Here is a 23,432-nt window from a genome sequence, read left to right as displayed (position 1 = left end):
CAATGGGGTACGTGACTCGGATCGTGATCATCGGTGGCGGACCTGGCGGATACGAAGCGGCCCTGGTGGCCGCGTCGCTCGGCGCGGAGGTGACCGTCGTCGACTGCGACGGTCTCGGCGGCGCGTCGGTGCTGACCGACTGCGTGCCGTCGAAGACCCTGATCGCCACGGCCGAGGTGATGACGACCTTCGACTCCTCCTACGAGGAGCTGGGGATCATCGTCGAGGACGACACCCCGGACCCGGACAGCCCGGCCCGCGTCGTCGGCGTCGACCTCGGCAAGGTCAACCGCCGGGTGAAGCGCCTCGCGCTCGCCCAGTCCCACGACATCACCGCTTCCGTCACGCGTGCGGGCGCGCGCGTGATGCGCGGCCGGGGCCGCCTCGACGGGCAGCAGGACCTGGACGGCTCCCGCAAGGTGATCGTCACCGCCGCCGACGGCTCCGAGGAGACCCTCACCGCCGACGCCGTCCTGATCGCGACCGGCGGCCACCCGCGCGAGGTGCCCGACGCGCAACCGGATGGGGAGCGCATCCTCAACTGGACGCAGGTCTACGACCTGGAGGAGCTGCCGGAGGAGCTGATCGTGGTCGGCTCCGGTGTCACCGGCGCCGAGTTCGCCGGTGCCTACCAGGCGCTCGGCTCCCGCGTCACCCTCGTCTCCTCCCGCGACCGCGTGCTCCCGGGTGAGGACCCGGACGCCGCCGCGGTCCTGGAGGACGTGTTCCGGCGCCGCGGGATGAACGTCATGGCGCGCTCGCGGGCCGCCTCCGCCAAGCGCGTCGGCGACCGCGTCGAGGTCACCCTCGCCGACGGCCGCACCATCTCCGGCACCCACTGCCTGATGGCGGTCGGCGCCATCCCGAACAGCAGCGGGATGGGCCTGGAGGAGGCCGGGGTCAAGCTCAAGGAGTCGGGCCACATCTGGACCGACAAGGTCTCGCGCACCTCCGCCCCGGGCGTCTACGCGGCCGGTGACGTCACCGGCATCTTCGCCCTCGCGTCGGTCGCCGCCATGCAGGGCCGCATCGCCATGTACCACTTCCTCGGCGACGCGGTGACGCCGCTGAACCTCAAGACGGTCTCCTCGAACGTCTTCACGGACCCGGAGATCGCCACTGTCGGTTACTCCCAGGCCGACGTCGACGCCGGGAAGATCGACGCTCGTGTCGTGAAACTGCCGCTCCTGCGCAACCCGCGCGCCAAGATGCAGGGCATCCGCGACGGCTTCGTCAAGATCTTCTGCCGTCCGGGCACCGGCATCGTGGTCGGCGGCGTCGTGGTCGCGCCGCGCGCCTCGGAACTGATCCACCCCATCTCGATCGCGGTCGACAACAATCTGACCGTCGAACAGATCGCGAACACGTTCACCGTGTACCCCTCTCTTTCCGGGTCGATCGCCGAAGTGGCGCGCCAGCTGCACAGCCGGAAGACCGCCGAAGAGGGCTGAGCGCGGGGGTTTATACCACTCCCGATGGCAGTGTGCGAACAGAATCTGCAATTCGGCGCAAACTGCTGAAAGCAGACGGTCGTTGGGGTTACTGTCAGTTTCGTGTTCGCTGCAGAACGTCGTCAATTGATCCTCGAAATGGTGCGGGCCAATGGAGCGGTATCGCTCCGGGAGCTCGCCCGCGTCGTCCAGACCTCTGAAGTGACCGTACGGCGGGACGTGCGCGCACTGGAGGCAGAAGGACTCCTCGACCGCCGGCACGGCGGTGCGGTATTGCCGGGCGGATTCACGCGGGAGTCCGGCTTTCCGCAGAAATCACATCTCGCGACCGCAGAGAAGACGGCCATCGCCGATCTCGCCGCGGGTCTCGTCGAAGAGGGCGAGGCCATCGTGGTGGGCGCGGGGACGACCACGCAGGAGCTGGCCCGCCGGCTCGCGCGTGTGCCGGGCCTGACCGTCGTCACCAACTCCCTCCTGGTGGCCCAGGCGCTGGCTCATGCCAATCGCGTCGAGGTCGTCATGACCGGTGGCACGCTGCGGGGTTCCAACTACGCCCTGGTGGGCAGCGGGGCCGAGCAGTCCCTCCAGGGGCTCAGAGTCTCCCGGGCCTTCCTGAGCGGCAGCGGTCTGACGGCCGAGCGCGGACTCTCCACGTCCAACATGCTCTCGGCGTCGGTGGACCGGGCCCTCGTACAGGCCGCCGCGGAGGTCGTCGTCCTCGCCGACCACTCCAAGCTCGGCACCGACACGATGTTCCAGACCGTCCCGACGGATGTGATCACGCGGCTCGTCACCGACGAACCGCCCGCCCACGACGACCGCGCCGCCACCGAACTCCAGGCGCTGGCCGATCAGGGCGTGCAGATCGCTGTCGCGGGGGCGGGGCAGGCGTCGGCCGGGGGCGGTGATCCCGCCCCGGCGCGCCAACAGCGCCGGGACGTTCCCCTCCCGGGCCAGCGCCGCCAGCACCCTGGCGGGGGGCACCCGTTGCGGAGTGCGGCCCCGCTGGACCAAAGCCCCGAGCGCAGTGCCAGGGTGGCTGATCTACGTCGCCGCTAGGGGGCGCGGGGAACTGCGCGACCAGCCACGACGAGACCGTCACCCGGCGACAGGCCCCGGGGCTCCGCCCCGGACCCCGCTCCTCAATCTCCCCCAGCTAACGCTGGGCGGTACCCCCAGAGGGGCTTGATTCGGAGCGGCTCGATCCGGAGGCCGTGATGCCCCGCAGGGTCAGTCGCAGCAGCCGGTCGGCCAGGTCCGGGTCGGACGGCGTCTCCTCAGCGGCCAGCGCGATCGCATTGGTGAGCTGCAGCAGGTCCGAGATGGACACGTCCTGCCGCACCGCCCCGGCGCGCTGCGCGCGCAGAAGCAGCGCCTGCCCCGCCTCGCGCATCGGCGTACTGCACCGGGACAGGGCCGAACTCTCGTCCTGGGACGCCGACATGAGCGCCCGGGACAGTCCCCGGTACTCGCTCGCGTGCGTGATGATCTCGCGCAGCCAGGTCACGAGCGCCGCACAGGGCTGCGGAGCGTCCAGCAGCGCCCGCGAGCGCGCCAGCAGATCGCGCACCGCCTCCTCGAAGACGGCGCTGACCAGCGCGTACCGGTTCGGGAAGTGCCGGTACAGGGTGCCGATGCCGACCCCGGCGCCGCGCGCCACGTCCTCCAGGGACGCCCCGGTGCCGTGCTCGGCGAAGGCCGCGCGGGCCTGGACGAGCAGCCGCTCGTAGTTGCGGCGGGCGTCCGCACGCATGGGGCGGGGGCGCTCGTACTCGGTGCCGGACGTCATCGTGCCTCCCTGGGCGTGCGCGGGGCCTTCAAGGATGCCTGATCGTCCTCGCGGGCCGGTGCGGAGGGCAGGCGTCCGCGCTGCCCCGACGGTGCCCGCGGGGCCGTTCCACGCCGGTCGGGCCGCGATCCGCCCAGGCCCCGTCGCCCGACCAGCGGCCGGGCCCACCGGGTGCAGCGCCACCGTCCAGGAGGAAGCGGCGACACGAGAAAGCGCCCGGCGAGTGGAGCCTGCCGGGCGCTTCGTCGTCGTACGCGTGCGGGTCAGTCCTTGATCTCGCAGATCACGGCGCCCGAGGTGAGGGACGCGCCGATCTCGGCAGACAGGCCCTTGATCGTGCCGGACTTGTGCGCGTTGAGCGGCTGCTCCATTTTCATGGCCTCCAGGACGACGACGAGGTCGCCTTCCTGGACCTCCTGGCCCTCCTCGACGGCGACCTTGACGATGGTGCCCTGCATCGGGGAGGCGAGGGAGTCGCCGGAGGCGGCCGGGCCGGACTTCTTGGCCGCGCGCCGCTTGGGCTTGGCGCCCGCCGCGAGCCCGGTGCGGGCGAGCGACATGCCGAGCGAGGACGGGAGGGAGACCTCCAGGCGCTTGCCGCCGACCTCGACGACGATCGTCTCGCGGTCGCCGTCCTCGTCCTCGGCGGCGTCCGCGCCACCCGGCGAGAACGGCGGGATGTCGTTGACGAACTCGGTCTCGATCCACCGGGTGAAGATGGTGAACGGCTCGTCGCTGCCGGTCAGTTCGGGGGCGAACGCCGGGTCGCGCACGACCTTGCGGTGGAACGGGATGGCGGTGGCCATGCCGTCGACCTCGAACTCGGCGAGCGCGCGGGCCGAGCGCTCAAGGGCTTCCTTGCGGGTGCGGCCGGTGACGATCAGCTTGGCGAGCAGCGAGTCCCAGGCCGGGCCGATGACCGAACCGGCCTCGACGCCCGCGTCCAGGCGCACGCCGGGACCGGCCGGCGGGTCGAAGACGGTGACGGTGCCGGGCGCGGGCAGGAAGCCCCGGCCCGGGTCCTCGCCGTTGATGCGGAACTCGAAGGAGTGGCCGCGCAGTTCGGGGTCGCCGTAGCCGAGCTCCTCGCCGTCGGCGATGCGGAACATCTCCCGTACGAGGTCGATGCCGGCGACCTCCTCGGTGACCGGGTGCTCGACCTGGAGGCGGGTGTTGACCTCCAGGAAGGAGATCGTGCCGTCCGCGCCGACCAGGAACTCGACCGTGCCGGCGCCGACGTAGCCGGCCTCCTTCAGGATCGCCTTGGAGGCCGAGTACAGCTGCTCGACCTGGGCATCGGACAGGAACGGGGCCGGGGCCTCCTCCACCAGCTTCTGGTGGCGGCGCTGGAGCGAGCAGTCACGGGTGGAGACGACGACCACATTGCCGTGGCTGTCGGCCAGGCACTGGGTCTCGACGTGGCGCGGCTTGTCCAGGTAGCGCTCGACGAAGCACTCGCCGCGGCCGAACGCGGCCACGGCCTCGCGGACCGCGGAGTCGTACAGCTCCGGCACCTCTTCGAGGGTGCGGGCGACCTTCAGGCCGCGGCCGCCGCCACCGAAGGCCGCCTTGATCGCGATGGGCAGGCCGTGCTCCTCGGCGAAGGCGACGACCTCGTCGGCGCCCGAGACCGGGTCCGGCGTACCGGCGACCAGCGGGGCACCGGCGCGCTGCGCGATGTGCCGGGCGGCGACCTTGTCGCCCAGGTCCCGGATGGCGTGCGGCGGCGGACCGATCCAGATCAGGTTCGCGTCGAGCACGGCCTGGGCGAACTCCGCGTTCTCCGACAGGAATCCGTAGCCGGGGTGGATGGCGTCCGCGCCGGAGTCCTCGGCGGCCTGCAACACCTTGGCGATGTCTAGATAGCTGGTGGCCGGGGTGTCACCGCCCAGGGCGAAGGCCTCGTCGGCCGCGCGGACATGCGATGCGTCCCGGTCCGGGTCGGCGTATACGGCAACGCTCGCGATCCCTGCGTCCCGGCACGCCCGGGCCACGCGGACAGCGATTTCGCCACGGTTGGCGATGAGCACCTTGCGCACGATGGCTCCCTCCTTGAAACAAGCCGAGTTTAGGGACTGCCGACACGGGGTTACGACCCGTCCCCGATGGTGAGCTTGCCCACACGGAGTGTGACCCGAGGCCCGCTCGCTCCGCGAAATCCCTTGTCGCGCCTGGCTGTGCGGGATCCCTCGGTCCAACCCTAGCCGGACGATGTGGTCAAGGTCTCTGTGCGACCGTGCACCGCCCCATGGGCATTCTTTGTGGAGTCCCTACGAATGGCCCAATGATTCTTTGCCTTCGGCAGACCCCTTGTCCGCAGGTTTACCCGTTAGTAGCGTTCGCGATGTCCCGAGATACTCGGGGTAACCGACTGTCGTACGCGAAGGTGGGTGGGACCGGTGGCACGCAGACCGGTGGCGTGGGTGGCCGCGATCGTGTTGCTCGCGGAGGCGGTCGGGATCGTGCTGCTCAACTGGTTCCTGGGCGTCGTGGTGAAACACCAGGAGATGTCGCTCGCCGGGCTCGATCCGCGCGCGATGTCGGTGGGTGCCTGGATCGCGGGCGCGGTCTTCGGGCTCTACCTGGCGGTGTGCGCGTTCCTGCTCGCCCGCGCGGCCGCCACCGACCGCTCGCCGGGGGTCGTCGGCCGGATCGTGCTCATCAGCGCGGCCGTCGTGCACGGCCTGCTCGGCGCGTTCACCGTCGGCCTCGTCGGCTGGCCCGCGTTCGTGTTCATGATGGTCGTGCTCGCGCTGATCGTGTTCTCGCTCGTGTCGTTCGACCGCAAGGACCAGGCCCGCACACCGGGCGACGCCGACGCCGGCACCGCCCCGCCGCCCCCGCCCGCTAGTGCGCCGGAGCCCACAACTCCGTGACGGAGACGCCCAGTTCGGCGAGAAGCCGGCGGAGCAGCGGCAGCGACAGGCCGATCACATTGCCGTGGTCGCCCTCGATGCCGTCGATGAACGGCGCCGAGCGGCCGTCCAGCGTGAACGCGCCCGCCACGTAGAGGGGTTCGCCGGTCGCCACGTACGCGGCGATCTCCGCGTCGCTCGGCTCGCCGAACCGGACGACGGTGGAGGCGGTCGCCGAGACGTACCGCTTGGCGGCGGTGTCGTAGACGCAGTGGCCGGTCTGGAGGGTGCCCGCGCGGCCCCGCATCGCCTTCCAGCGGGCCGTGGCCTCCTCGGCGTCGGCGGGCTTGCCGAGCGGTTCGCCGTCCAGGTCCAGGACCGAGTCGCAGCCGACGACCAGGGCGCCGCCGGCCTCGGGGAGCGCGGCCACCACGGACGCCTTGGCCTCGGCGAGGGCGAGCGCGAGTTCGGCGGGGGTCGGGGCGGACACGGCGTCCTCGTCGACGCCGCTGACGATCACCTCGGGGGCGAAACCGGCCTGGCGCAGCAGGCCGAGGCGGGCGGGGGACTGGGAGGCGAGGATGAGGCGGCGCGCGGCTGTCATGCGGCCAGCGTAGAGGAGCACCTGAGGTGCCGTGCTCCGCTCACAGCACGCCGAGCCCCAGCATCACCAGGAAGACGGCGAGCGCGAGGACGAGACCCGCGCGGCGCAGCATCGCCTGCGTCTCGCGGAGCTCCTCCGGCGGCTCGTTCTCGGGATCTGACCACAGCACACATCCGATGGTGCGCCGGGCCCGTGCGGAGCGCCTGAGTACGCGTACTCAGGCGCTCCCGGGTGTCGGCGGTGTCACACCGGCCAGTACGTGCGCGCCCAGCTCGCCGGGCCGGGCGCCGGAAGGCGGCGCCGGGCGACGCGCGACGGATGGGCCCAGCCGTCCTCGCGCGCCGTGGCGGACGGCGCGTCGGAGACGGCCGCGGCGCGCGCCTGGACCACCGCCAGTGCGGCGGCCAGCTCCTCGGGGGTCGGATTTCCTCGTACGACCTTGATCATCATGGCGATGGCTCCCTGCGGCCCGGTGCGTTCAGCGGTCTAGAGGGGGATGTTGCCGTGCTTCTTCGGGGGCAGCGACTCTCGCTTCGTCCGCAGCTGGCGCAGCCCCTTCACCACGTGCGCGCGGGTGTCGGACGGCAGGATCACGGCGTCGACGTATCCGCGCTCGGCCGCCGTGTACGGGTTGAGCAGCGTGTCCTCGTACTCCTGGATGAGCCGCGCCCGCGTGCCCTCGACGTCCTCGGCGGCGGCCAGGGTCTTGCGGTGCAGGATGTTCACCGCGCCCTGCGCGCCCATGACGGCGATCTGCGCGGTCGGCCACGCCAGGTTGAGGTCGGCGCCCAGGTGCTTGGAGCCCATGACGTCGTACGCGCCGCCGAACGCCTTGCGCGTGATGATGGTGATGAGCGGCACGGTCGCCTCGGCGTAGGCGTAGATCAGCTTGGCGCCGCGCCGGATGATGCCCGTGTGCTCCTGCTCGACGCCCGGCAGGAAGCCGGGGACGTCGACGAAGGTCAGGACCGGCACGTTGAAGGCGTCGCAGGTCCGCACGAAGCGGGCGGCCTTCTCGGAGGCGTCGATGTCCAGGCAGCCGGCGAACTGCATCGGCTGGTTGGCGACGATGCCGACCGGGTGGCCCTCGACGCGGCCGAAGCCGGTCAGGATGTTCGGCGCGAACAGCGCCTGCGTCTCGAAGAACTCGCCGTCGTCCAGGACGTGCTCGATGACCGTGTGCATGTCGTACGGCTGGTTCGCGCTGTCCGGGACGATCGTGTCGAGCGCGCGGTCCTCGTCGGTCGGCGTCAGGTCCGCCTCCTCCGGGAAGGCGGGCGGCTCACTGAGGTTGTTCGACGGCAGGTAGGACAGGAGCGACTTCACGTACTCGATGGCGTCCTTCTCGTCGCCCGCCATGTGGTGCGCGACGCCGGACTGCGCGTTGTGCGTGCGCGCGCCGCCGAGGTCCTCGAAGCCGACGTCCTCGCCGGTGACCGTCTTGATGACGTCGGGCCCGGTGATGAACATGTGGCTCGTCTGGTCGACCATCACCGTGAAGTCGGTGATCGCGGGGGAGTAGACGGCGCCGCCCGCGCAGGGTCCGACCACGAGGCTGATCTGCGGGATGACACCGGACGCGTGCGTGTTGCGGCGGAAGATCTCGCCGTACATGCCGAGGGCCATGACGCCCTCCTGGATACGGGCGCCGCCCGAGTCGTTGATGCCGATGACCGGACAGCCCGTCTTCAGGGCGAAGTCCATCACCTTCATGATCTTCTGGCCGAAGACCTCGCCGAGCGCGCCGCCGAAGACGGTGAAGTCCTGCGAGAACACGGCGACCGGGCGGCCGTCGACCGTTCCGTACCCGGTCACCACCCCGTCCCCGTACGGCTTGTTGGCGTCCAGGCCGAAATCGGTGGAACGGTGCCGCGCGAACTCGTCCAGCTCGACGAACGAGTCCTCGTCGAGCAGCAGCCCGATCCGCTCACGCGCCGTCAGCTTGCCCTTGGCGTGCTGCTTCTCCACGGCGCGCGCGGAACCCGCGTGCGTGGCCTCGTCGATCCGGCGCCGCAGATCCTCGATCTTGCCTGCGGTCGTGTGGATGTCGGGACTCTGGGGCTCTTCCAACTCGGACATCGGGGCGCGGCTCCCTGACTGGCTACACGGGGACGGGTGGGGACTGAGCGGGACGGGTGAGGACGGTGTACGGGGAAATCAAACGGGCTACTGACTCGTAGGGTAGTGGCGCGAATACCGTTCGGCAGTGCGGTCTTTGCCACACCTAGGCTGGGTTGCATGACGCCGCGAGATGGTTCAGACGCGCACGACAACCGCTGGTCCGACCTGGACCGGCCGCCCCTCGGAGCGGCCGGGCTGCGCCGCTCCCTCCTGCGGGGCGAAGGGCTCTGGTCGTCCCTGGACGTGGTGCCCCGTACGGGGTCCACCAACACGGACCTGGTGGCGCGGGCCGCCGACGGCACCGCCCAGGAAGGCGCGGTCCTCGTCGCCGAGGAACAGAGCGCGGGGCGCGGGCGCCTCGACCGGCAGTGGACGGCTCCGCCGCGCTCCGGGCTCTTCTTCTCCGTCCTCGTCATGCCCGGGGAGCACGAGGTGCCCGTCGAACGGCGGGGGTGGCTGCCGCTGCTCACCGGGGTCGCCGTCGCCTCGGCCCTCTCCGCGACGGCCGGTGTCGACACCGCCCTCAAGTGGCCCAACGACATCCTCGTCACCGTCGGCGGGGAGGAACGCAAAGCGGGGGGCATCCTCGCGGAGGCCGCCGGCGGCGGGGTCGTCGTCGGGGTCGGCCTGAACGTGTCGCTCCGCGAGGAGGAGCTGCCGGTCCCCGGCGCGGGGTCGCTGGCGCTGGCCGGGGCGAAGGTCCTCGACCGGGAGCCGGTGCTGCGGGCCGTGCTCCGGTCGTTCGAGCGGTGGTACTCCGAGTGGTGTGCGGCCGAGGGGGATCCCGGGCTGTCCCGGGTGCAGGAGGCGTACGCGGCGGGGTGCGCGACGCTCGGGCGGTCCGTACGGGCGATTCTTCCCGGGGACCGGGATGTGGTGGGGGAGGCGGTCGCGGTCGACGGGGACGGGCGACTCGTGATCGTCACGGCGGACGGGGCCCGGGAGGCGGTCGGAGCGGGCGACATCGTCCACCTGCGCCCGGGCCCCCCGGCCGGCTAGTCGCTCCGTCTGCACCGCCGTCGTGGCTGGCCGCGCAGTTCCCCGCGCCCCCGAGATGCGCACTGCGTGCGCCATCTCAGCGCCCCTGGGGCTGCGGCGAAGCCGCATGCTCCAGGGGCGCGGGGAACTGCGCGCTCAGCCACGACGGCGCGGCAGGCGACGGACTACAGGGTGCGGCAGGACGCTCCGTGATCGATCGCCGGGCACCCGCGACACCCGCCCCCGAACGGAGTGACGTGGCGCACAGGACGCTGCCGTAGAGTTGAGCCCGGTCGATACCTGACCGCGGCAGATCGGAAGGGCAGCAGGCGTGACCGTCGACGACTCGGGCTCCGGCACGGGCACCCCATCCGACCCCGGACAGCAGGACGCGGAGGACAGCGAGGCAACCGACCCCGCCGATCCGCTCGCGCTCCGGCTCGAAGGGCTGATCCTCGGCGCGGAGCGCCGTTACACCCCGTTCCAGGCGGCCCGCAGCGCGGGCGTCTCGATGGAGCTGGCGTCCAGGTTCTGGCGGGCGATGGGCTTCGCCGACATCGGGCAGGCGAAGGCGCTGACCGAGGCGGACGTCCTGGCTCTGCGGCGCCTGGCCGGTCTGGTCGAGGCGGGGCTGCTCAGCGAGGCGATGGCCGTGCAGGTCGCCCGGTCGACCGGGCAGACCACCGCGCGGCTCGCCGAGTGGCAGATCGATTCGTTCCTGGAGGGTCTGACCGAGCCGCCCGAGCCCGGCATGACCCGTACCGAGGTCACGTATCCGCTGATAGAGCTGCTCCTGCCCGAGCTGGAGGAGTTCCTCGTCTATGTGTGGCGGCGGCAGCTCGCGGCGGCGACCGGGCGCGTGGTGCAGGCCGGTGACGACGAGGAGATGGTGGACCGGCGGCTCGCCGTCGGGTTCGCGGACCTCGTCGGGTTCACCCGGCTGACCCGGCGCATGGAGGAGGAGGAGCTCGGCGAACTCGTCGAGGCCTTCGAGACGACGGCGGCCGACCTGGTCGCGGCGCACGGCGGCCGGCTGATCAAGACGCTCGGCGACGAAGTCCTCTTCGCCGCCGACGACGCGGGCATCGCCGGGGAGATCGCGCTGCGCCTCATCGAGACGATGAGCAATGACGAGACGATGCCGGAGCTGCGGGTCGGGATGGCCTTCGGGACCGTGACGACGCGCATGGGCGACGTCTTCGGGACCACGGTGAACCTCGCGAGCCGCCTCACCTCGATAGCTCCCCGGGACAACGTGCTGGTGGACGGCGCCTTCGCCGAGGAGCTGATCCGTACCGGCGAGGCCCCGGCCTCGGAGGCGGAGGCGGCGGCCGCCGCGGAGAAGGCGGCGGAGCAGGGCGAGGAGCCGCCCTCCTACCGGTTCGCGTTGCAGCCGATGTGGCAGCGGCCCGTGCGCGGTCTCGGCATCGTCGAACCCTGGACGCTGACCCGGCGCACCTGACATCTTGACGGTTAACTGGCGTTAACCGAAGAGGTGGATCATGGGTGATGAGCAGCGGTTCGGGGAGTTCGTGGCCGTACGGCGCCACGAGAACGGGACCGTCGCCGAGGTGGTGCTCGACCGGCCCAAGGCCATGAACGCGGTCAGCAGTGACATGGCCCGGTCGATCGGCGGCGCCTGCGAGGCGCTCGGCGCGGACCGTGACGTCCGGGTCGCTGTCCTCACCTCCAGCCACGAGCGCGCGTTCTGCGTCGGCGCCGACCTGAAGGAGCGCAACTCCTTCTCCGACGCCGAGCTGATGCGCCAGCGGCCCGTGTCCCGGGGCGCGTACACCGGCGTCCTCGACCTGCCGATGCCGACGATCGCGGCCGTGCACGGGTTCGCGCTCGGCGGCGGCTTCGAGCTGGCGCTCGCCTGCGATCTGATCGTGGCCGACGCGAGCGCGGTCGTGGGCCTGCCGGAGGTGTCGGTCGGGGTCATTCCGGGCGGCGGCGGTACGCAGCTGCTGCCGCGCCGGGTCGGGGCCGCGCGCGCCGCCGAGCTGATCTTCTCCGCGCGCCGGGTGGAGGCCGGGGAGGCGGGCGCGCTCGGCCTCGTCGACCACGTGGTGGCGGCCGGGCAGGACCGTACGGAGGCGCTGGCGCTCGCCGCGCGGATCGCCGCGAACTCGCCGGTCGGGCTGCGGGCCGCGAAGCGCGCCCTGCGCCTCGGGCACGGGCTCGACCTGCGGGCGGGGCTTGAGGTGGAGGACGCGGCGTGGCGCTCGGTGGCGTTCTCGGGCGACCGGGCGGAGGGCGTCGCCGCGTTCAACGAGAAGCGCACGCCGCGGTGGCCCGGGGAGTGAGCGTTCCCGTACGCGCGTGACGGCGGCCCGGACCCCGGCTCCCATCGGACCCGGGGTCCGGCCCGAGCCTCGGCTCCGGCCACGGCGCGGCCCGGTACGGACGTACACAATTATCCGTATTGTCTAAAAATTACCTAACCTGGCCCCATGGGTGACGATGTCCGGCTGCGCGCCGTCGTGACGCTCGCGCAGGGGATGGCCGCTGCGCAGAGCCCGCGCGAGTCCTGGCGGGCCGCCGCTCTCGGCGCCTGCCACGCGCTGTCGGGAAGTTTCGCCGCTCTGTCCGTGTGGGAGCGCGAGCGCGGGAGGCTCCGGGTCCTGGCCAATGTCGGGGAGCGGGCCGAGGGGGAGGAGGAGTTCCCGGAGGACGAGACGTATCCGGTGCACCGCTTCCCGGAGATCACCGAGTTCCTGCACGAGCGGTGGGCGGGCGGCGGGGAGCCGGACGCCTGGGTCGAGACGGCGGAGGGGCCCGTCGAGCGCGCCGGGTACTGCCATCAGCGCGTCGCGGCCCTGCGGCGGCGCGGGCGCGGCTCCTGTGTCGTCGCGCCGATCGTGCTGCACGGCCGGGCCTGGGGCGAGCTGTATGTGGCGCGGGAGTCCGGGGCGCCGGTGTTCGGGCCCGAGGACGCCGACTTCGCCACCGTCCTGGCCTCCGTGGTCTCGGCCGGGATCGCGCAGACGGAGCGCCTGGAGGAGGCGCGGCGGCTCGCCTTCACGGACGCGCTGACCGGCCTCGCCAACCGGCGCCTGGTCGACATACGGCTCGACGAGGCGGTGGAGCGGCACCATGCGCAGGGCGTCGTCGTCAGCCTCGTCGTCTGCGATCTGAACGGGCTCAAGCGGGTCAACGACACCCTCGGGCACGCCACCGGCGACCGCCTCCTGGAGCGGTTCGGCTCGGTCCTCTCGCTGTGCGGCGCCATGCTGCCGGGGGCGCTCGCGGCACGGCTCGGCGGCGACGAGTTCTGCCTGCTCGCGGTGGGTCCGAGCGCCGACGAGGTGGTCCGCGTCGGGGACGAGATCTGCTCGCGGGCGGGGGAGATGGACCTCGGGAACGGGGTCGCCTGCGGCATCGCCTCCACCGGTGACCCGATCGGCGAGGTGACCAGCGCGCGGCGGCTCTTCCGGCTCGCGGACGCGGCCCAGTACCGCGCGAAGGCGCTGCGCTCCGCCAAGCCGGTGGTGGCCGGGCGCCATGGCGGGCTCGACGATCCGGTGGTCCGGCTCGCGGACGCGCCGCCGCCGGTGCCGGGGGAGCGGCGCCGCATTCGTGGCCGGGATCCGCGTCCGCCCAGCTGAGAAACGGGTAAGGAGCGTTCCGCCGCACCGGTCGTGACATCTTCGGATTCACTGTGTACGTTCCTGAATATGGATATGCACACTGTGGTGGTGGGGGCAGCCGGGGTCACCGCTGCCGATGTGATCGCCGTGGCGCGCCGGGGCGCCCGCATCGAACTGTCCGAGGAGGCCCTGGCCGCACTGGCCGCGGCCCGCGAGGTCGTCGACGCGCTGGCCGCATGGCCCGACCCCGTCTACGGCGTCTCGACCGGGTTCGGCGCGCTCGCCACCCGGCACATCGGGCCCGAGCTGCGCGCTCAGCTCCAGCGCAACATCGTGCGCTCGCACGCGGCCGGGATGGGCCCGCGCGTCGAGCGCGAGGTCGTGCGCGCGCTGATGTTCCTGCGCCTGAAGACCGTCTGCTCGGGCCACACGGGCGTACGGCCCGAGGTCGCGCGGACCATGGCGGACGTCCTGAACGCCGGGATCACCCCGGTCGTGCACGAGTACGGGTCCCTCGGCTGCTCCGGCGACCTCGCGCCGCTCAGCCACTGCGCGCTCACCCTGCTCGGCGAGGGCGACGCGGAAGGCCCCGACGGCGTCGTGCGCCCCGCCGGTGAGCTGCTCGCCGCGCACGGCATCAGCCCCGTGGAACTGCGCGAGAAGGAGGGGCTCGCGCTCCTCAACGGCACCGACGGCATGCTCGGCATGCTCTTCATGGCCCTCGACGACCTGGACAACCTCTACAAGGCCGCCGACGTGACCGCCGCCCTCACCCTGGAGGCGCTGCTCGGCACGGACAAGGTCCTCGCGCCCGAGCTGCACGCGATCCGGCCGCACCCCGGGCAGGCCGCGAGCGCCGCCAACATGGCCGCCGTCCTCGCCGGATCGGGCCTGACCGGACACCATCAGGACGACGCGCCGCGCGTGCAGGACGCGTACTCCGTGCGCTGCGCACCGCAGGTCGCCGGGGCGGGCCGGGACACCATGGCGCACGCCCGGCTCGTCGCCGAGCGGGAGCTGGCGGCGGCCGTCGACAACCCCGTGGTTCTCCCGGACGGGAACGGCGGCGGGCGCGTGGAGTCCAACGGCAACTTCCACGGCGCCCCGGTCGCCTACGTGCTCGACTTCCTGGCCATCGCGGCGGCCGACCTGGGCTCGATCGCCGAGCGGCGCACGGACCGGCTGCTCGACAAGAACCGTTCGCACGGCCTGCCGCCGTTCCTCGCCGAGGACGCCGGGGTCGACTCGGGCCTGATGATCGCCCAGTACACGCAGGCGGCCCTGGTCAGCGAGATGAAGCGGCTCGCGGTGCCGGCGTCCGCGGACTCGATCCCGTCGTCCGCGATGCAGGAGGACCACGTCTCGATGGGCTGGTCGGCGGCGCGCAAGCTGCGGACGGCCGTCGACAACCTGACGCGGATCATCGCCGTGGAGCTGTACGCGGCCACGCGCGCGATCGAGCTGCGGGAGGGTCTGGAGGCGGCCCCGGCGTCGCGGGCGGTCATCGAGGCCGTGCGCAAGGCCGGGGTGCGGGGCCCGGGGCCCGACCGGTTCCTGGCGCCCGACCTGGCCGCGGCGGACGCGTTCGTGCGCGGCGGCGCGCTGGTGGAGGCCGTCGAGTCCGTGACGGGCCCGCTCAAGTAGGGCTGTCCACGGGGGTGGGGTGCGGCAGATCACGTCGCACCCCGCTCGTGCGTCAGGCGGGCGCCTCCAGGGAGCGGTCCCGGCGGACCGAGTACGCGACGAAACCGACCCCGAGACCCAGGAACGCCGAGCCGCCGATCACGTACGGCGTCGTGTCGAACGTGCCGGTGTCGGCCAGTCTGAGCTGCTGGTCGGACTGGGTGGAGGGCTGGGCGGCGGACTGGCTGTCCACCGCCGCGGCGGCCCGGCTCCCCTGGTCGGGGGTGGTGGGGTGCTCGGCGGTGGCCGAGGCATTGGGGACGAACCACAGGGCGGCCAGGAGGGTCCCGGCGGCGGTGGCGGTGAACAACGATCGACGTGCGGCGGACACGGAAGCGATCCCCCTTGTGGCGCTGGCGAATTGGCCGTGTGGGCCGATGTTAGTGAAAGGGGCGGGTCACGGGAAAGCGGCGGGGGTGGCGGGCCGTACGCTCCGGCGTATGAGCACTGATGAGACGTCACGTTTTGTTCGCCTGAAGGTGGAATTGGTCCTGGAGGTCGCCGACGAGGAGGCGCTCACCGGGGCCGCGTTGCAGCGCGTCGCCGAGGACGAGGGGATGCCCGCCGAGGAGCGGGCGCACGCCGAGTACGCGGTGCAGGAGGACGAGGCGGAGGCGATCGCGTACCTCGTGGACCCGTTCGACCTGGTCGGGGACGTGCCGGGGGCGGAACTCGTCCAGGCGTCCTGGTCCAGCGAGCAGGTCGACTACGACCCCGATTCGCCGGAATGGGACCTCGACGAGGATGATGGCGACGCGGATGACGCGCGGGGGGCCGACGAGGGGCGCGGGTAGCGGGTGACGGACGGGTGCGGGAGCCCCGGGTGGCCGTCGCCGCCCGGGGCTCCCGGACGTGTCGTCCCCCACATCCCGGTTTTTTCGGGAACGAGGGGAACCAGTGGCACCGTTGACGGGTGTTAAGGGGAACTCCGGATTTTCCTCACGGTCCGGCCGGGGCGGCCGGGCCTGCCGGGGAGATCGGAAATCGGCGACTATGGAGAAGCGTGTGATGACGGACGGTAAGCGGCGCAAGGGTCTGATGGCCGCGTCCGCTGTGCTCGGCGGTGTGCTGGTACTGACGGCGTGCGGCGGGGGCGACGACGAGCCGAACGCCTCGTCGAGCGGCAAGGCGGAGTCGCAGGCGCAGGCGGACGAGGCGGCGGCGAAGAAGGCGTCCGAGGCTGACATCAAGATCGCCCCGAAGGACGGCTCCTCGAACGCGAGCATCAACAACGCGGCCAAGGTCACCGTCAGCAAGGGCACGCTCACCGACGTCAAGATGACCACGGCGGACGGCACGGCGGTCGCGGGCGAGATAGCCGCCGACAAGAAGAGCTGGAAGCCGACCGGCCAGCTCGATCGCGCCACGACCTACAAGATCGCCGCTACCGCGAGCGACAAGGACAACCGGGTCGCGCACGAGAACGCGTCGTTCACCACGGTCTCCCCGGCCAACAGCTTCATAGGCAACTTCACGCCGGAGGACGGTTCGACCGTCGGCGTCGGTATGCCGGTGTCGATCAACTTCGACAAGGCGATCACCAACAAGGCGGACGTGCAGTCGCACATCACCGTCTCCTCCAGCAGCGGCCAGGAGGTCGTCGGCCACTGGTTCAGCCCCAACCGGCTCGACTTCCGCCCGGAGGACTACTGGCAGGGCGGTTCCACCGTCACCCTGAAGCTCGCGCTCGACGGCGTCGAGGGCGCCGACGGCGTGACCGGCGTCCAGCAGAAGACCGTCACCTTCAAGGTCGGGCGGAACCAGGTCTCCACGGTCGACGCCAAGACCAAGACGATGACCGTCACCCAGAACGGGAAGACGATCAAGACCATCCCGATCTCCGCCGGCTCGCCCGAGAACAAGACGTACGAAGGCCAGATGGTGATCTCCGAGAAGTTCAAGGAGACCCGGATGAACGGCGCGTCGGTCGGCTTCACCGACGACGACGGCAAGGGCGAGTACGACATCAAGGACGTGCCGCACGCCATGCGCCTGTCGACCTCCGGCACGTTCATCCACGGCAACTACTGGGGCGCCAAGTCGATCTTCGGCTCGGCCAACACCAGCCACGGCTGTGTCGGTCTCGCCGACGCCAAGGGTGCCAACGACTCCAGCACGCCGGGCGCCTGGTTCTACGACCACTCGATGGTCGGTGACGTCGTCATCGTGAAGAACACCGGCGACAAGACCGTCCAGCCCGACAACGGCCTCAACGGCTGGAACCTCAGCTGGGCGGACTGGAAGGCCGGCTCCGCCGCCTGAGCCCACCCCCGAGAAGCCTGAGAAACCCCTGGTACGCGGTGTGTGCCAGGGGTTTCATGCTGCTCTCATCCGTACCTCACGCAACCCTTACAGGGCCTGCATACGTTGCGCTGGTTCCCACTCAGCGCCCCGGTCGGGGCCGTCACCGGCGAGGCTTCGATGTTCTTCACCTATCTCAGGCGCGAGCTGCGCCGGCGCAGAAAGGCGGCCCTCGTGGTCGCCTCCGGGCTCGCGCTCGGTATCGCGCTCGTCATCGTCGTGAACTCCGTGTCCGCGGGGATGAGCAAGGCCCAGGACAAGGTCCTGCAGTCGCTGTACGGCCTGGGCACCGACATGACCGTCACCAAGGCGGCCACCGCCCCCAAGAGCGGCGACACCGGCCGCCCGCGCTTCAGCTTCGACGCCAAGGACAGCGACTCCGACGCGGAGCAGTCCACCGACCGCGTGATGGTGCAGGGCTTCCAGACGCTCGCCTCGTCCACGGTCACCGAGGTCGCCCGGCAGAAGGGCGTCGAGGACACCGTCGGCGGCCTGAGCCTGCAAGTCATGAAGGTCAGCGGCCAGTTCACACGCGGCCAGTTCAAGCAGGACCAGTCGCAGCAGGGGCAGCAGCAGGGCGGCCCCGGCGGCGGCATGGGCGGCGGCTCGGGTGAGCCGCAGGGCCGCGTCGAGGGCGGCGGCGCCGACTTCGACGTCAACTCCTACTCCGTCTACGGCACCGATGTCACGAAGCAGGACCTCGGCCCGCTGACCTCCTCGAAGATCACCAAGGGGCGGACCTTCACGACCTCCGAGACGGACGCCAAGGTCGTCGTCGCCGACGCCTCGTACGCCAAGGAGAAGAAGCTCGCGCTCGACGACACCGTCACCGTCAAGGGCACGAAGTACAAGGTCATCGGCATCGCGACGCCCGACAGCGGGGACGCGGCCGCCAATCTGTACCTGCCGCTGAAGCAGGCGCAGACGCTCGCCGACTCCAAGGACAAGGTCACGACGGTCTACGTCAAGGCCACCGACTCGCAGCAGATCGACGCGGTCAAGTCGACCATCCAGAAGAACATCTCCGGTACGACGGTCACCACCTCCGCCGACCTCGCCGACACCGTCTCGGGTTCGCTCTCCACCGCCTCCGACCTCGCCTCCAACGTCGGCAAGTGGCTGTCGATCGCGGTGCTCGTCGCCGCGTTCCTCGTCGCGGGCCTGCTCACCTCGTCGGCCGTGTCGCGGCGCGTGCGCGAGTTCGGCACGCTCAAGGCGCTCGGCTGGAAGTCGGGCCGCGTCACCCGCCAGGTCATCGGCGAGGCCGTGATCAACGGCCTGATCGGCGGCGTCCTCGGCATCGCCGTCGGCCTCGCGGGCGCCTACGCGGTCACCGCCATCAGCCCGACGCTCTCCGCGCAGCTCGGCGGCAGCGGCGGGGGCGGGGGCGGGGGCGGCATGGGCGGCGGCCCCGGTGGCGGCGGCTTCGGCGGCATGCGCCAGGCCGCGAGCGGCGGGGGCAAGACCCTCGACATCGCGCTCAGCGCCCCCGTCTCCGCGACCACCATCGCCCTCGCGGTCGGCCTCGCCGTCGCGGGCGGCCTCATCGCCGGAGCGTTCGGCGGCTGGCGCGCCTCCCGGCTCCGCCCGGCGGACGCCCTGCGCCGCGTCGAGTAACGGCGGCAGCCCTGCCACGGGCATCCGACCCATCCACGTACAGCCTTACGTACAGCCATACGTACTGCAGGAGTTGCACCATGTATCAGCTCAGAGACGTCACCAAGCAGTACCGGCGCGGGAAGGACACCGTCGACGCGCTCGCGGGCATCGACCTGACCATCGGCGACGGTGACCGGCTCGTCATCCAGGGCCCCACCGGCGGCGGCAAGTCGACGCTGCTCCAGATGCTCGGCGGCCTCGACCGGCCGACCTCGGGCAGCGTCGAGCTCGACGGCACCGATCTGGCCAAGCTTCCCGAGGCCCGGCTCACCAAGGTCCGCGCCGAATCCATCGGGTTCGTCTTCCAGTCCTTCAACCTCATCCCGACGCTGACCGCGCAGGAGAACGTCGAGACCGCCCTCGTGCCGCTCGGCCTGAAGGGCGCGGACCGGCGCGAGCGGGCGGCGGAGGCGCTCAAGTCCGTCGGGCTCGGCGAGCGGCTCACCCACCTGCCCTCGGAGATGTCCGGCGGTCAGCAGCAGCGCGTCGCCATCGCCCGCGCGCTGGTGAAGAACCCGAAGGTGCTGCTCGCCGACGAACCGACCGGCAACCTCGACGAGTCCATGCGGGACGAGATCATGGATGTGCTCGAAGCGCAGTGGAAGGAGCACGGGCTGACGTTCATCATGGTCACCCACGACTCCGCGATAGCCCGCAAGGCGCCGCGCCTCGCGACGATCCGGAAGGGCCGCATCAAGGTGACCGAGAACAGCTCCGCCGCCTGACGGGCGCGCAACCCACGGCCCTCTTGCCGCCTCTCCCAGCAAGGGGGCCGAGCGCGGTCCCTCATGGTGCACCACCGTCACCAGGGGGAACATTGGACGCGGAGTCGTACGGACAGGGGCACACGAGCAGTCAGGGACAGACGAGCAATCAGAGACACACGAGCAGTCAGGGACAGACGAGCAGTCAGGGACACACGAGCAGTCAGGGACACGAGAGACGGGTGCGGGTGCGGGCGCGGCGCCCGGCGGCTGTCGTCTCCGTCGCCGCCGTCGTCGCACTGGCCGCCGGGCTGACCGTCCCGACGGCGTCCGCCGCACCGGAGCGGGCCGCCGGTGGCCGCCCCGCCCCCGGCCTAGGGCCTCGCACGCACGTCACGCTCATCACCGGGGACCAGGTCGCGCTCGACGCGAAGGGCAGGCCCGTCGGGTTCCAGCGCGGACCCGGGCGGGCGCACATACCCGTGCAGATCCGCGCGATCGGGGGCCACACCTACGTCGTTCCGGCCGATGCGCGGCGTCTGCTCTCCGACGGCCGCGTCGACCGGCGCCTCTTCGACGTCACCGAGCTGTCCGGGGCCGCGTACGTCAAGGCGCGGCGCGGCGGCCTCAAGGTCATCGTCGGGTACCGGGGTGCCGCCACGGCGGCACGGGCCGAGGTGCGCGACGCCGGGGAGACCACGGTGCGCCGCAGCCTCAGGACGCTCAACGCCGAGGCCGTCAGCACGCCGAGGGGCGACGCGGGCAAGCTGTGGAAAGCGGTGACGAACGGCAAGGGCGCCACCGCCGCCGGCGTCGGCCGCGTCTGGCTCGACGGCCTGCGCCGGGCGAGCCTGGACAAGTCGGTGCCCCAGATCGGGGCCCCCAAGGCGTGGGCCGCCGGATACGACGGCAAGGGCGTCAGGATCGCCGTCCTGGACTCCGGCGTCGACGCCACCCACCCCGACCTGAAGGACCAGGTCGTCGCGGCGCGGAACTTCTCGACCGCCGCCGACGCCACCGACCGCCTCGGGCACGGCACCCACGTCGCCTCCATCGCCGCCGGCACGGGCGCCAAGTCCGGCGGCAGGTACAAGGGCGTCGCACCCGGGGCCCGGATCCTCAGCGGCAAGGTCCTCGACGACGACGGCTTCGGCGACGACTCCGGCATCCTCGCCGGCATGGAATGGGCCGCCGCGCAGGGCGCCGACATCGTCAACCTGAGCCTCGGCGGCACTGACACCCCGGGGACCGACCCGCTCGAAGCCGAGGTCGACAAGCTGGCGGAGCAGAAGGGCATCCTCTTCGCGATCGCGGCGGGCAACTCGGGCCCGCGGTCGATCAGTTCGCCCGGCAGCGCGGACGCGGCGCTCACCGTCGGTGCCGTCGACGACAAGGACAAGCTGGCCGAGTTCTCCTCGACCGGGCCGCGCGACGGCGACAGCGCGATCAAGCCGGACGTGACCGCGCCCGGCGTCGACATCACGGCCGCCGCCGCGCGCGGCAGCGTCATCGCGCAGGAGGTCGGTGAGAACCCCGCCGGGTATCTCACCATCTCGGGCACGTCGATGGCGACGCCGCACGTCGCGGGCGCCGCCGCCCTCCTCAAGCAGCAGCACCCCGGCTGGACGTACCGGGAGTTGAAGGGCGTGCTCGCCGGGTCGGCGAAGGGCGGCGCGTACACGCCGTTCGAGCAGGGCAGCGGCCGCATCCAGGTCGACAGGGCCATCAGGCAGACCGTGTTCGCGCAGAACACCTCGGTGAGCTTCGGCCTCGCGCGGTGGCCGCACGCCGACGACAAGGTGATCACCAAGAAGATCACGTACCGCAACACCGGGACGAAGGACATCACCCTGCGCCTCAAGGCGTCCGCCACCGACCCGAAGGGGCGGACCGCCCCGGCGGGCTTCTTCACACTCGGCGCCACCAAGGTGACCGTCCCCGCGGGCGGCACCGCCGACGTCCCGATGACCGCCGACACCAGGCTCGGCGGCACCCTCGACGGCGCGTACTCCGCGTACGTCACGGCGAGCGGTGGCGGCCAGTCGGTGCGCACGGCGGCGGCGGTGCAGCGCGAGGTCGAGTCGTACGACGTCACGCTCCGGCACATCGGCCGTGACGGGCAGCCCCTGCCGACCTACCTGACCGACCTGTTCGGCTACGCGGGTCTCGGCCGGGACCAGGCGTTCTCCGCGCCGCCCGACGCCTCAGGCACGGTGACGCTGCGCGTGCCCAAGGGCAGTTACCTCCTCGACGGCCTCCTCGCCGAGGACCTGGTGGAGTTCAAGGGCGGCGTCGACTGGCTGGTGCAGCCTAGGCTCGACGTCACCAAAAACCTGACCCTGACCCTGGACGCCCGCAGGACGAGGTCGGCGACGCTCACCGTGCCGGACCGCGAGGCCAGACAGCTGAGCGCGATGGCCTCCTACAGCTACGACCGGGCCGGCTGGTTCGGCGTCCTGCACGACTCGTTCGCGAACATCCGCATGGCGCCGATGGGCTCCGCCGTGCCGGGCGGTCTGACGCAGACCTGGTTCGGGCAGTGGACCAAGGGCGCCGCCACCGAGTACGACGTGGTGACCAGCGCCGGGGTCAAGCGGATCCAGGGGACCAAGGTCCGGCACTTCACGGCGGGTGAACTGGCGACGGTCACCGGCAGGCTGGGCGCCTCCGCCCCGGGCAAGACCGGCGCGCTCGACAGCTCGGCCGAACTGCCGGACGGCGCCGGGTTCGGCCTGCTCGTCCAGCAGCCGCTGCCGGCCACCCGCACCTTCCGCCTGTCGACCGCCGACCAGGTCGAGTGGGGCCTGGACTTCCACCAGTTCGCGGGCAGGGGCCCGGACGGCCGCCTGGTCGTGGACGCCTCGTACACGCTCGGCAGTCCGCAGCCCTTCAAGGCGGGAAGGACGTACGAGAAGACGTTGAACACCGCCGTGTTCGGGCCGCGCGTCGGCGGCGACTACGGCCTGTTCCGCGTCGGCGACGAGCTGTACGGGTACCTGCCGCTCGTCGCCGACGGCAGGACGCACGCGGGCCAGTCGGACTTCACCTCGGTCACGACGACGCTGTACCGCGACGGCACCAGGATCGCCTCGGCCGCCGACCCGCTCTTCGGCAACCGGTCCTACCCGGTCCCGCCGGGCGACGCCGCGTACCGCCTGACGACCTCGGTGACCCGGGACGCGAAGGTGGCGGCGGCCTCGACGAGGATCGACGCGAGCTGGACGTTCCGCTCGAAGAGGACGACAGGGCCGACGCGGCTCCCGGCGTCCGGCGCGCGGTTCGCGGCGACGACCGGACTGGACAGCACGGTCGCGGCGGGCCGGACCCAGACCTTCCCGGTCCAGGTCCAGGGGGCGGCGGCGGGCCGCAACCTCAAGTCCCTCACCGTCCACGTCTCCTACGACGGCGGCCACAGCTGGCGCGGGACCGCCGTCGAGCACGGCAGGATCACCGTCAAGAACCCGGCGAAGGGCGGGACGGTGTCCTTCCGTGCCAAGGTCGTCGACAGGCAGGGCAATACGTCGACGATCACGATCCGGCACGCGTACGCCGGCAAGTAGCAAGTTGTCCCGCGAGGCCCGCCCCGGCCCCGCCCCAGCCCCTCCGGCGCTTGAGGATCGGGGTCCGGGGCGGGCCCCGATCCAGCCCCTCCGGCGCTTGAGGAGCGGGGTCCGGGGCGGAGCCCCTGGGCTGGGCG

General features: G+C 71.8%; 20 protein-coding genes. 13 read left to right on the top strand and 7 right to left on the bottom strand.

The features are described from left to right. Nucleotides 1-2: 2 nt before the first annotated feature. Nucleotides 3-1,451, top strand: coding sequence for an NAD(P)H-quinone dehydrogenase (locus tag C1N81_RS20220; RefSeq protein WP_394431081.1), 1,449 nt, complete (start codon nucleotides 3-5; stop codon nucleotides 1,449-1,451). 102 nt (nucleotides 1,452-1,553) lie between these two features. Then, nucleotides 1,554-2,510: a DeoR/GlpR family DNA-binding transcription regulator gene (locus tag C1N81_RS20215; RefSeq protein ID WP_394431079.1), complete on the top strand. Its 957-nt coding sequence runs from the start codon at nucleotides 1,554-1,556 to the stop codon at nucleotides 2,508-2,510. 97 nt (nucleotides 2,511-2,607) lie between these two features. On the opposite strand, the gene C1N81_RS20210 is transcribed toward C1N81_RS20215, so the two are convergent. Continuing rightward, the gene (locus C1N81_RS20210; protein WP_394431077.1) at nucleotides 2,608-3,240 is read right to left on the bottom strand and encodes a TetR/AcrR family transcriptional regulator; all 633 of its coding nucleotides are present in this window, start codon (nucleotides 3,238-3,240) and stop codon (nucleotides 2,608-2,610) included. 263 nt (nucleotides 3,241-3,503) lie between these two features. Beyond that, on the bottom strand, nucleotides 3,504-5,279 hold the full coding sequence (locus C1N81_RS20205; RefSeq protein ID WP_394431076.1) for an acetyl/propionyl/methylcrotonyl-CoA carboxylase subunit alpha: 1,776 nt from the start codon (nucleotides 5,277-5,279) through the stop codon (nucleotides 3,504-3,506). 351 nt (nucleotides 5,280-5,630) lie between these two features. Between C1N81_RS20205 and C1N81_RS20200 the strand changes: the two genes are divergently transcribed. Beyond that, a complete protein-coding gene (locus tag C1N81_RS20200) occupies nucleotides 5,631-6,116 on the top strand; it encodes a hypothetical protein (protein WP_394431074.1) in 486 nt (161 codons plus the stop codon). Here the strand turns inward: C1N81_RS20200 and C1N81_RS20195 are convergent. From C1N81_RS20195 to C1N81_RS20180, 4 genes are all read right to left on the bottom strand, one after another. Then, entirely contained in the window at nucleotides 6,088-6,699 is a 612-nt protein-coding gene (locus tag C1N81_RS20195; protein WP_394431072.1) for a nucleoside triphosphate pyrophosphatase, read from the bottom strand. The genes C1N81_RS20200 and C1N81_RS20195 overlap by 29 nt on opposite strands. Before the next feature lie 40 nt (nucleotides 6,700-6,739). Beyond that, complete coding sequence (gene mmpB, locus C1N81_RS20190; RefSeq protein WP_394431070.1) at nucleotides 6,740-6,868, bottom strand: morphogenic membrane protein MmpB; 129 nt, start codon at nucleotides 6,866-6,868, stop codon at nucleotides 6,740-6,742. 74 nt (nucleotides 6,869-6,942) lie between these two features. Then, nucleotides 6,943-7,149 carry an acyl-CoA carboxylase subunit epsilon gene (locus tag C1N81_RS20185; RefSeq protein WP_394431068.1) on the bottom strand — a complete coding sequence of 69 codons (207 nt, stop codon included), beginning with the start codon at nucleotides 7,147-7,149 and terminating at the stop codon, nucleotides 6,943-6,945. A 36-nt stretch (nucleotides 7,150-7,185) separates the two neighbouring features. After that, nucleotides 7,186-8,778, bottom strand: a complete 1,593-nt coding sequence (locus C1N81_RS20180) for an acyl-CoA carboxylase subunit beta (RefSeq protein WP_394431066.1) — start codon at nucleotides 8,776-8,778, stop codon at nucleotides 7,186-7,188. Between the two features lie 159 nt (nucleotides 8,779-8,937). Between C1N81_RS20180 and C1N81_RS20175 the strand changes: the two genes are divergently transcribed. From C1N81_RS20175 to hutH, 5 genes are all read left to right on the top strand, one after another. After that, nucleotides 8,938-9,819, top strand: coding sequence for a biotin--[acetyl-CoA-carboxylase] ligase (locus C1N81_RS20175; protein WP_394431064.1), 882 nt, complete (start codon nucleotides 8,938-8,940; stop codon nucleotides 9,817-9,819). 310 nt (nucleotides 9,820-10,129) lie between these two features. Continuing rightward, nucleotides 10,130-11,260, top strand: a complete 1,131-nt coding sequence (locus C1N81_RS20170; RefSeq protein ID WP_394431063.1) for an adenylate/guanylate cyclase domain-containing protein — start codon at nucleotides 10,130-10,132, stop codon at nucleotides 11,258-11,260. 40 nt (nucleotides 11,261-11,300) lie between these two features. Continuing rightward, nucleotides 11,301-12,104, top strand: coding sequence for an enoyl-CoA hydratase/isomerase family protein (locus C1N81_RS20165; RefSeq protein WP_394431061.1), 804 nt, complete (start codon nucleotides 11,301-11,303; stop codon nucleotides 12,102-12,104). Between the two features lie 147 nt (nucleotides 12,105-12,251). Beyond that, entirely contained in the window at nucleotides 12,252-13,406 is a 1,155-nt protein-coding gene (locus C1N81_RS20160; RefSeq protein WP_394431059.1) for a GGDEF domain-containing protein, read from the top strand. A 75-nt stretch (nucleotides 13,407-13,481) separates the two neighbouring features. Beyond that, nucleotides 13,482-15,032, top strand: coding sequence for a histidine ammonia-lyase (gene hutH, locus C1N81_RS20155; protein WP_394438077.1), 1,551 nt, complete (start codon nucleotides 13,482-13,484; stop codon nucleotides 15,030-15,032). 52 nt (nucleotides 15,033-15,084) lie between these two features. Here the strand turns inward: hutH and C1N81_RS20150 are convergent, their stop codons facing one another. After that, on the bottom strand, nucleotides 15,085-15,402 hold the full coding sequence (locus tag C1N81_RS20150; protein WP_394431057.1) for a hypothetical protein: 318 nt from the start codon (nucleotides 15,400-15,402) through the stop codon (nucleotides 15,085-15,087). A gap of 109 nt (nucleotides 15,403-15,511) precedes the next feature. Here C1N81_RS20150 and C1N81_RS20145 point away from each other — a divergent pair, with 109 nt between their 5' ends. The 5 genes from C1N81_RS20145 to C1N81_RS20125 all read left to right on the top strand — a co-directional run bounded on the left by C1N81_RS20145 (nucleotide 15,512) and on the right by C1N81_RS20125 (nucleotide 23,295). Next, nucleotides 15,512-15,865: a hypothetical protein gene (locus tag C1N81_RS20145; RefSeq protein WP_394431055.1), complete on the top strand. Its 354-nt coding sequence runs from the start codon at nucleotides 15,512-15,514 to the stop codon at nucleotides 15,863-15,865. Nucleotides 15,866-16,079: 214 nt separating this feature from the next. After that, the gene (locus C1N81_RS20140; RefSeq protein WP_394431053.1) at nucleotides 16,080-17,333 is read left to right on the top strand and encodes a L,D-transpeptidase; all 1,254 of its coding nucleotides are present in this window, start codon (nucleotides 16,080-16,082) and stop codon (nucleotides 17,331-17,333) included. A gap of 159 nt (nucleotides 17,334-17,492) precedes the next feature. Beyond that, nucleotides 17,493-18,989 (top strand): ABC transporter permease, encoded by a 1,497-nt coding sequence (locus tag C1N81_RS20135; protein WP_394438075.1) that lies wholly within the window; start codon nucleotides 17,493-17,495, stop codon nucleotides 18,987-18,989. Nucleotides 18,990-19,069: 80 nt separating this feature from the next. Next, a complete protein-coding gene (locus tag C1N81_RS20130; protein WP_394431051.1) occupies nucleotides 19,070-19,756 on the top strand; it encodes an ABC transporter ATP-binding protein in 687 nt (228 codons plus the stop codon). Nucleotides 19,757-19,977: 221 nt separating this feature from the next. Then, entirely contained in the window at nucleotides 19,978-23,295 is a 3,318-nt protein-coding gene (locus C1N81_RS20125) for a S8 family peptidase (RefSeq protein ID WP_394431050.1), read from the top strand. Nucleotides 23,296-23,432: the final 137 nt, after the last annotated feature.

Source organism: Streptomyces sp. SGAir0957 (genome assembly GCF_043523415.1).
Note: the sequence above shows the minus strand (reverse complement) of the source record. Positions and strands in the feature narration are given on the sequence as shown.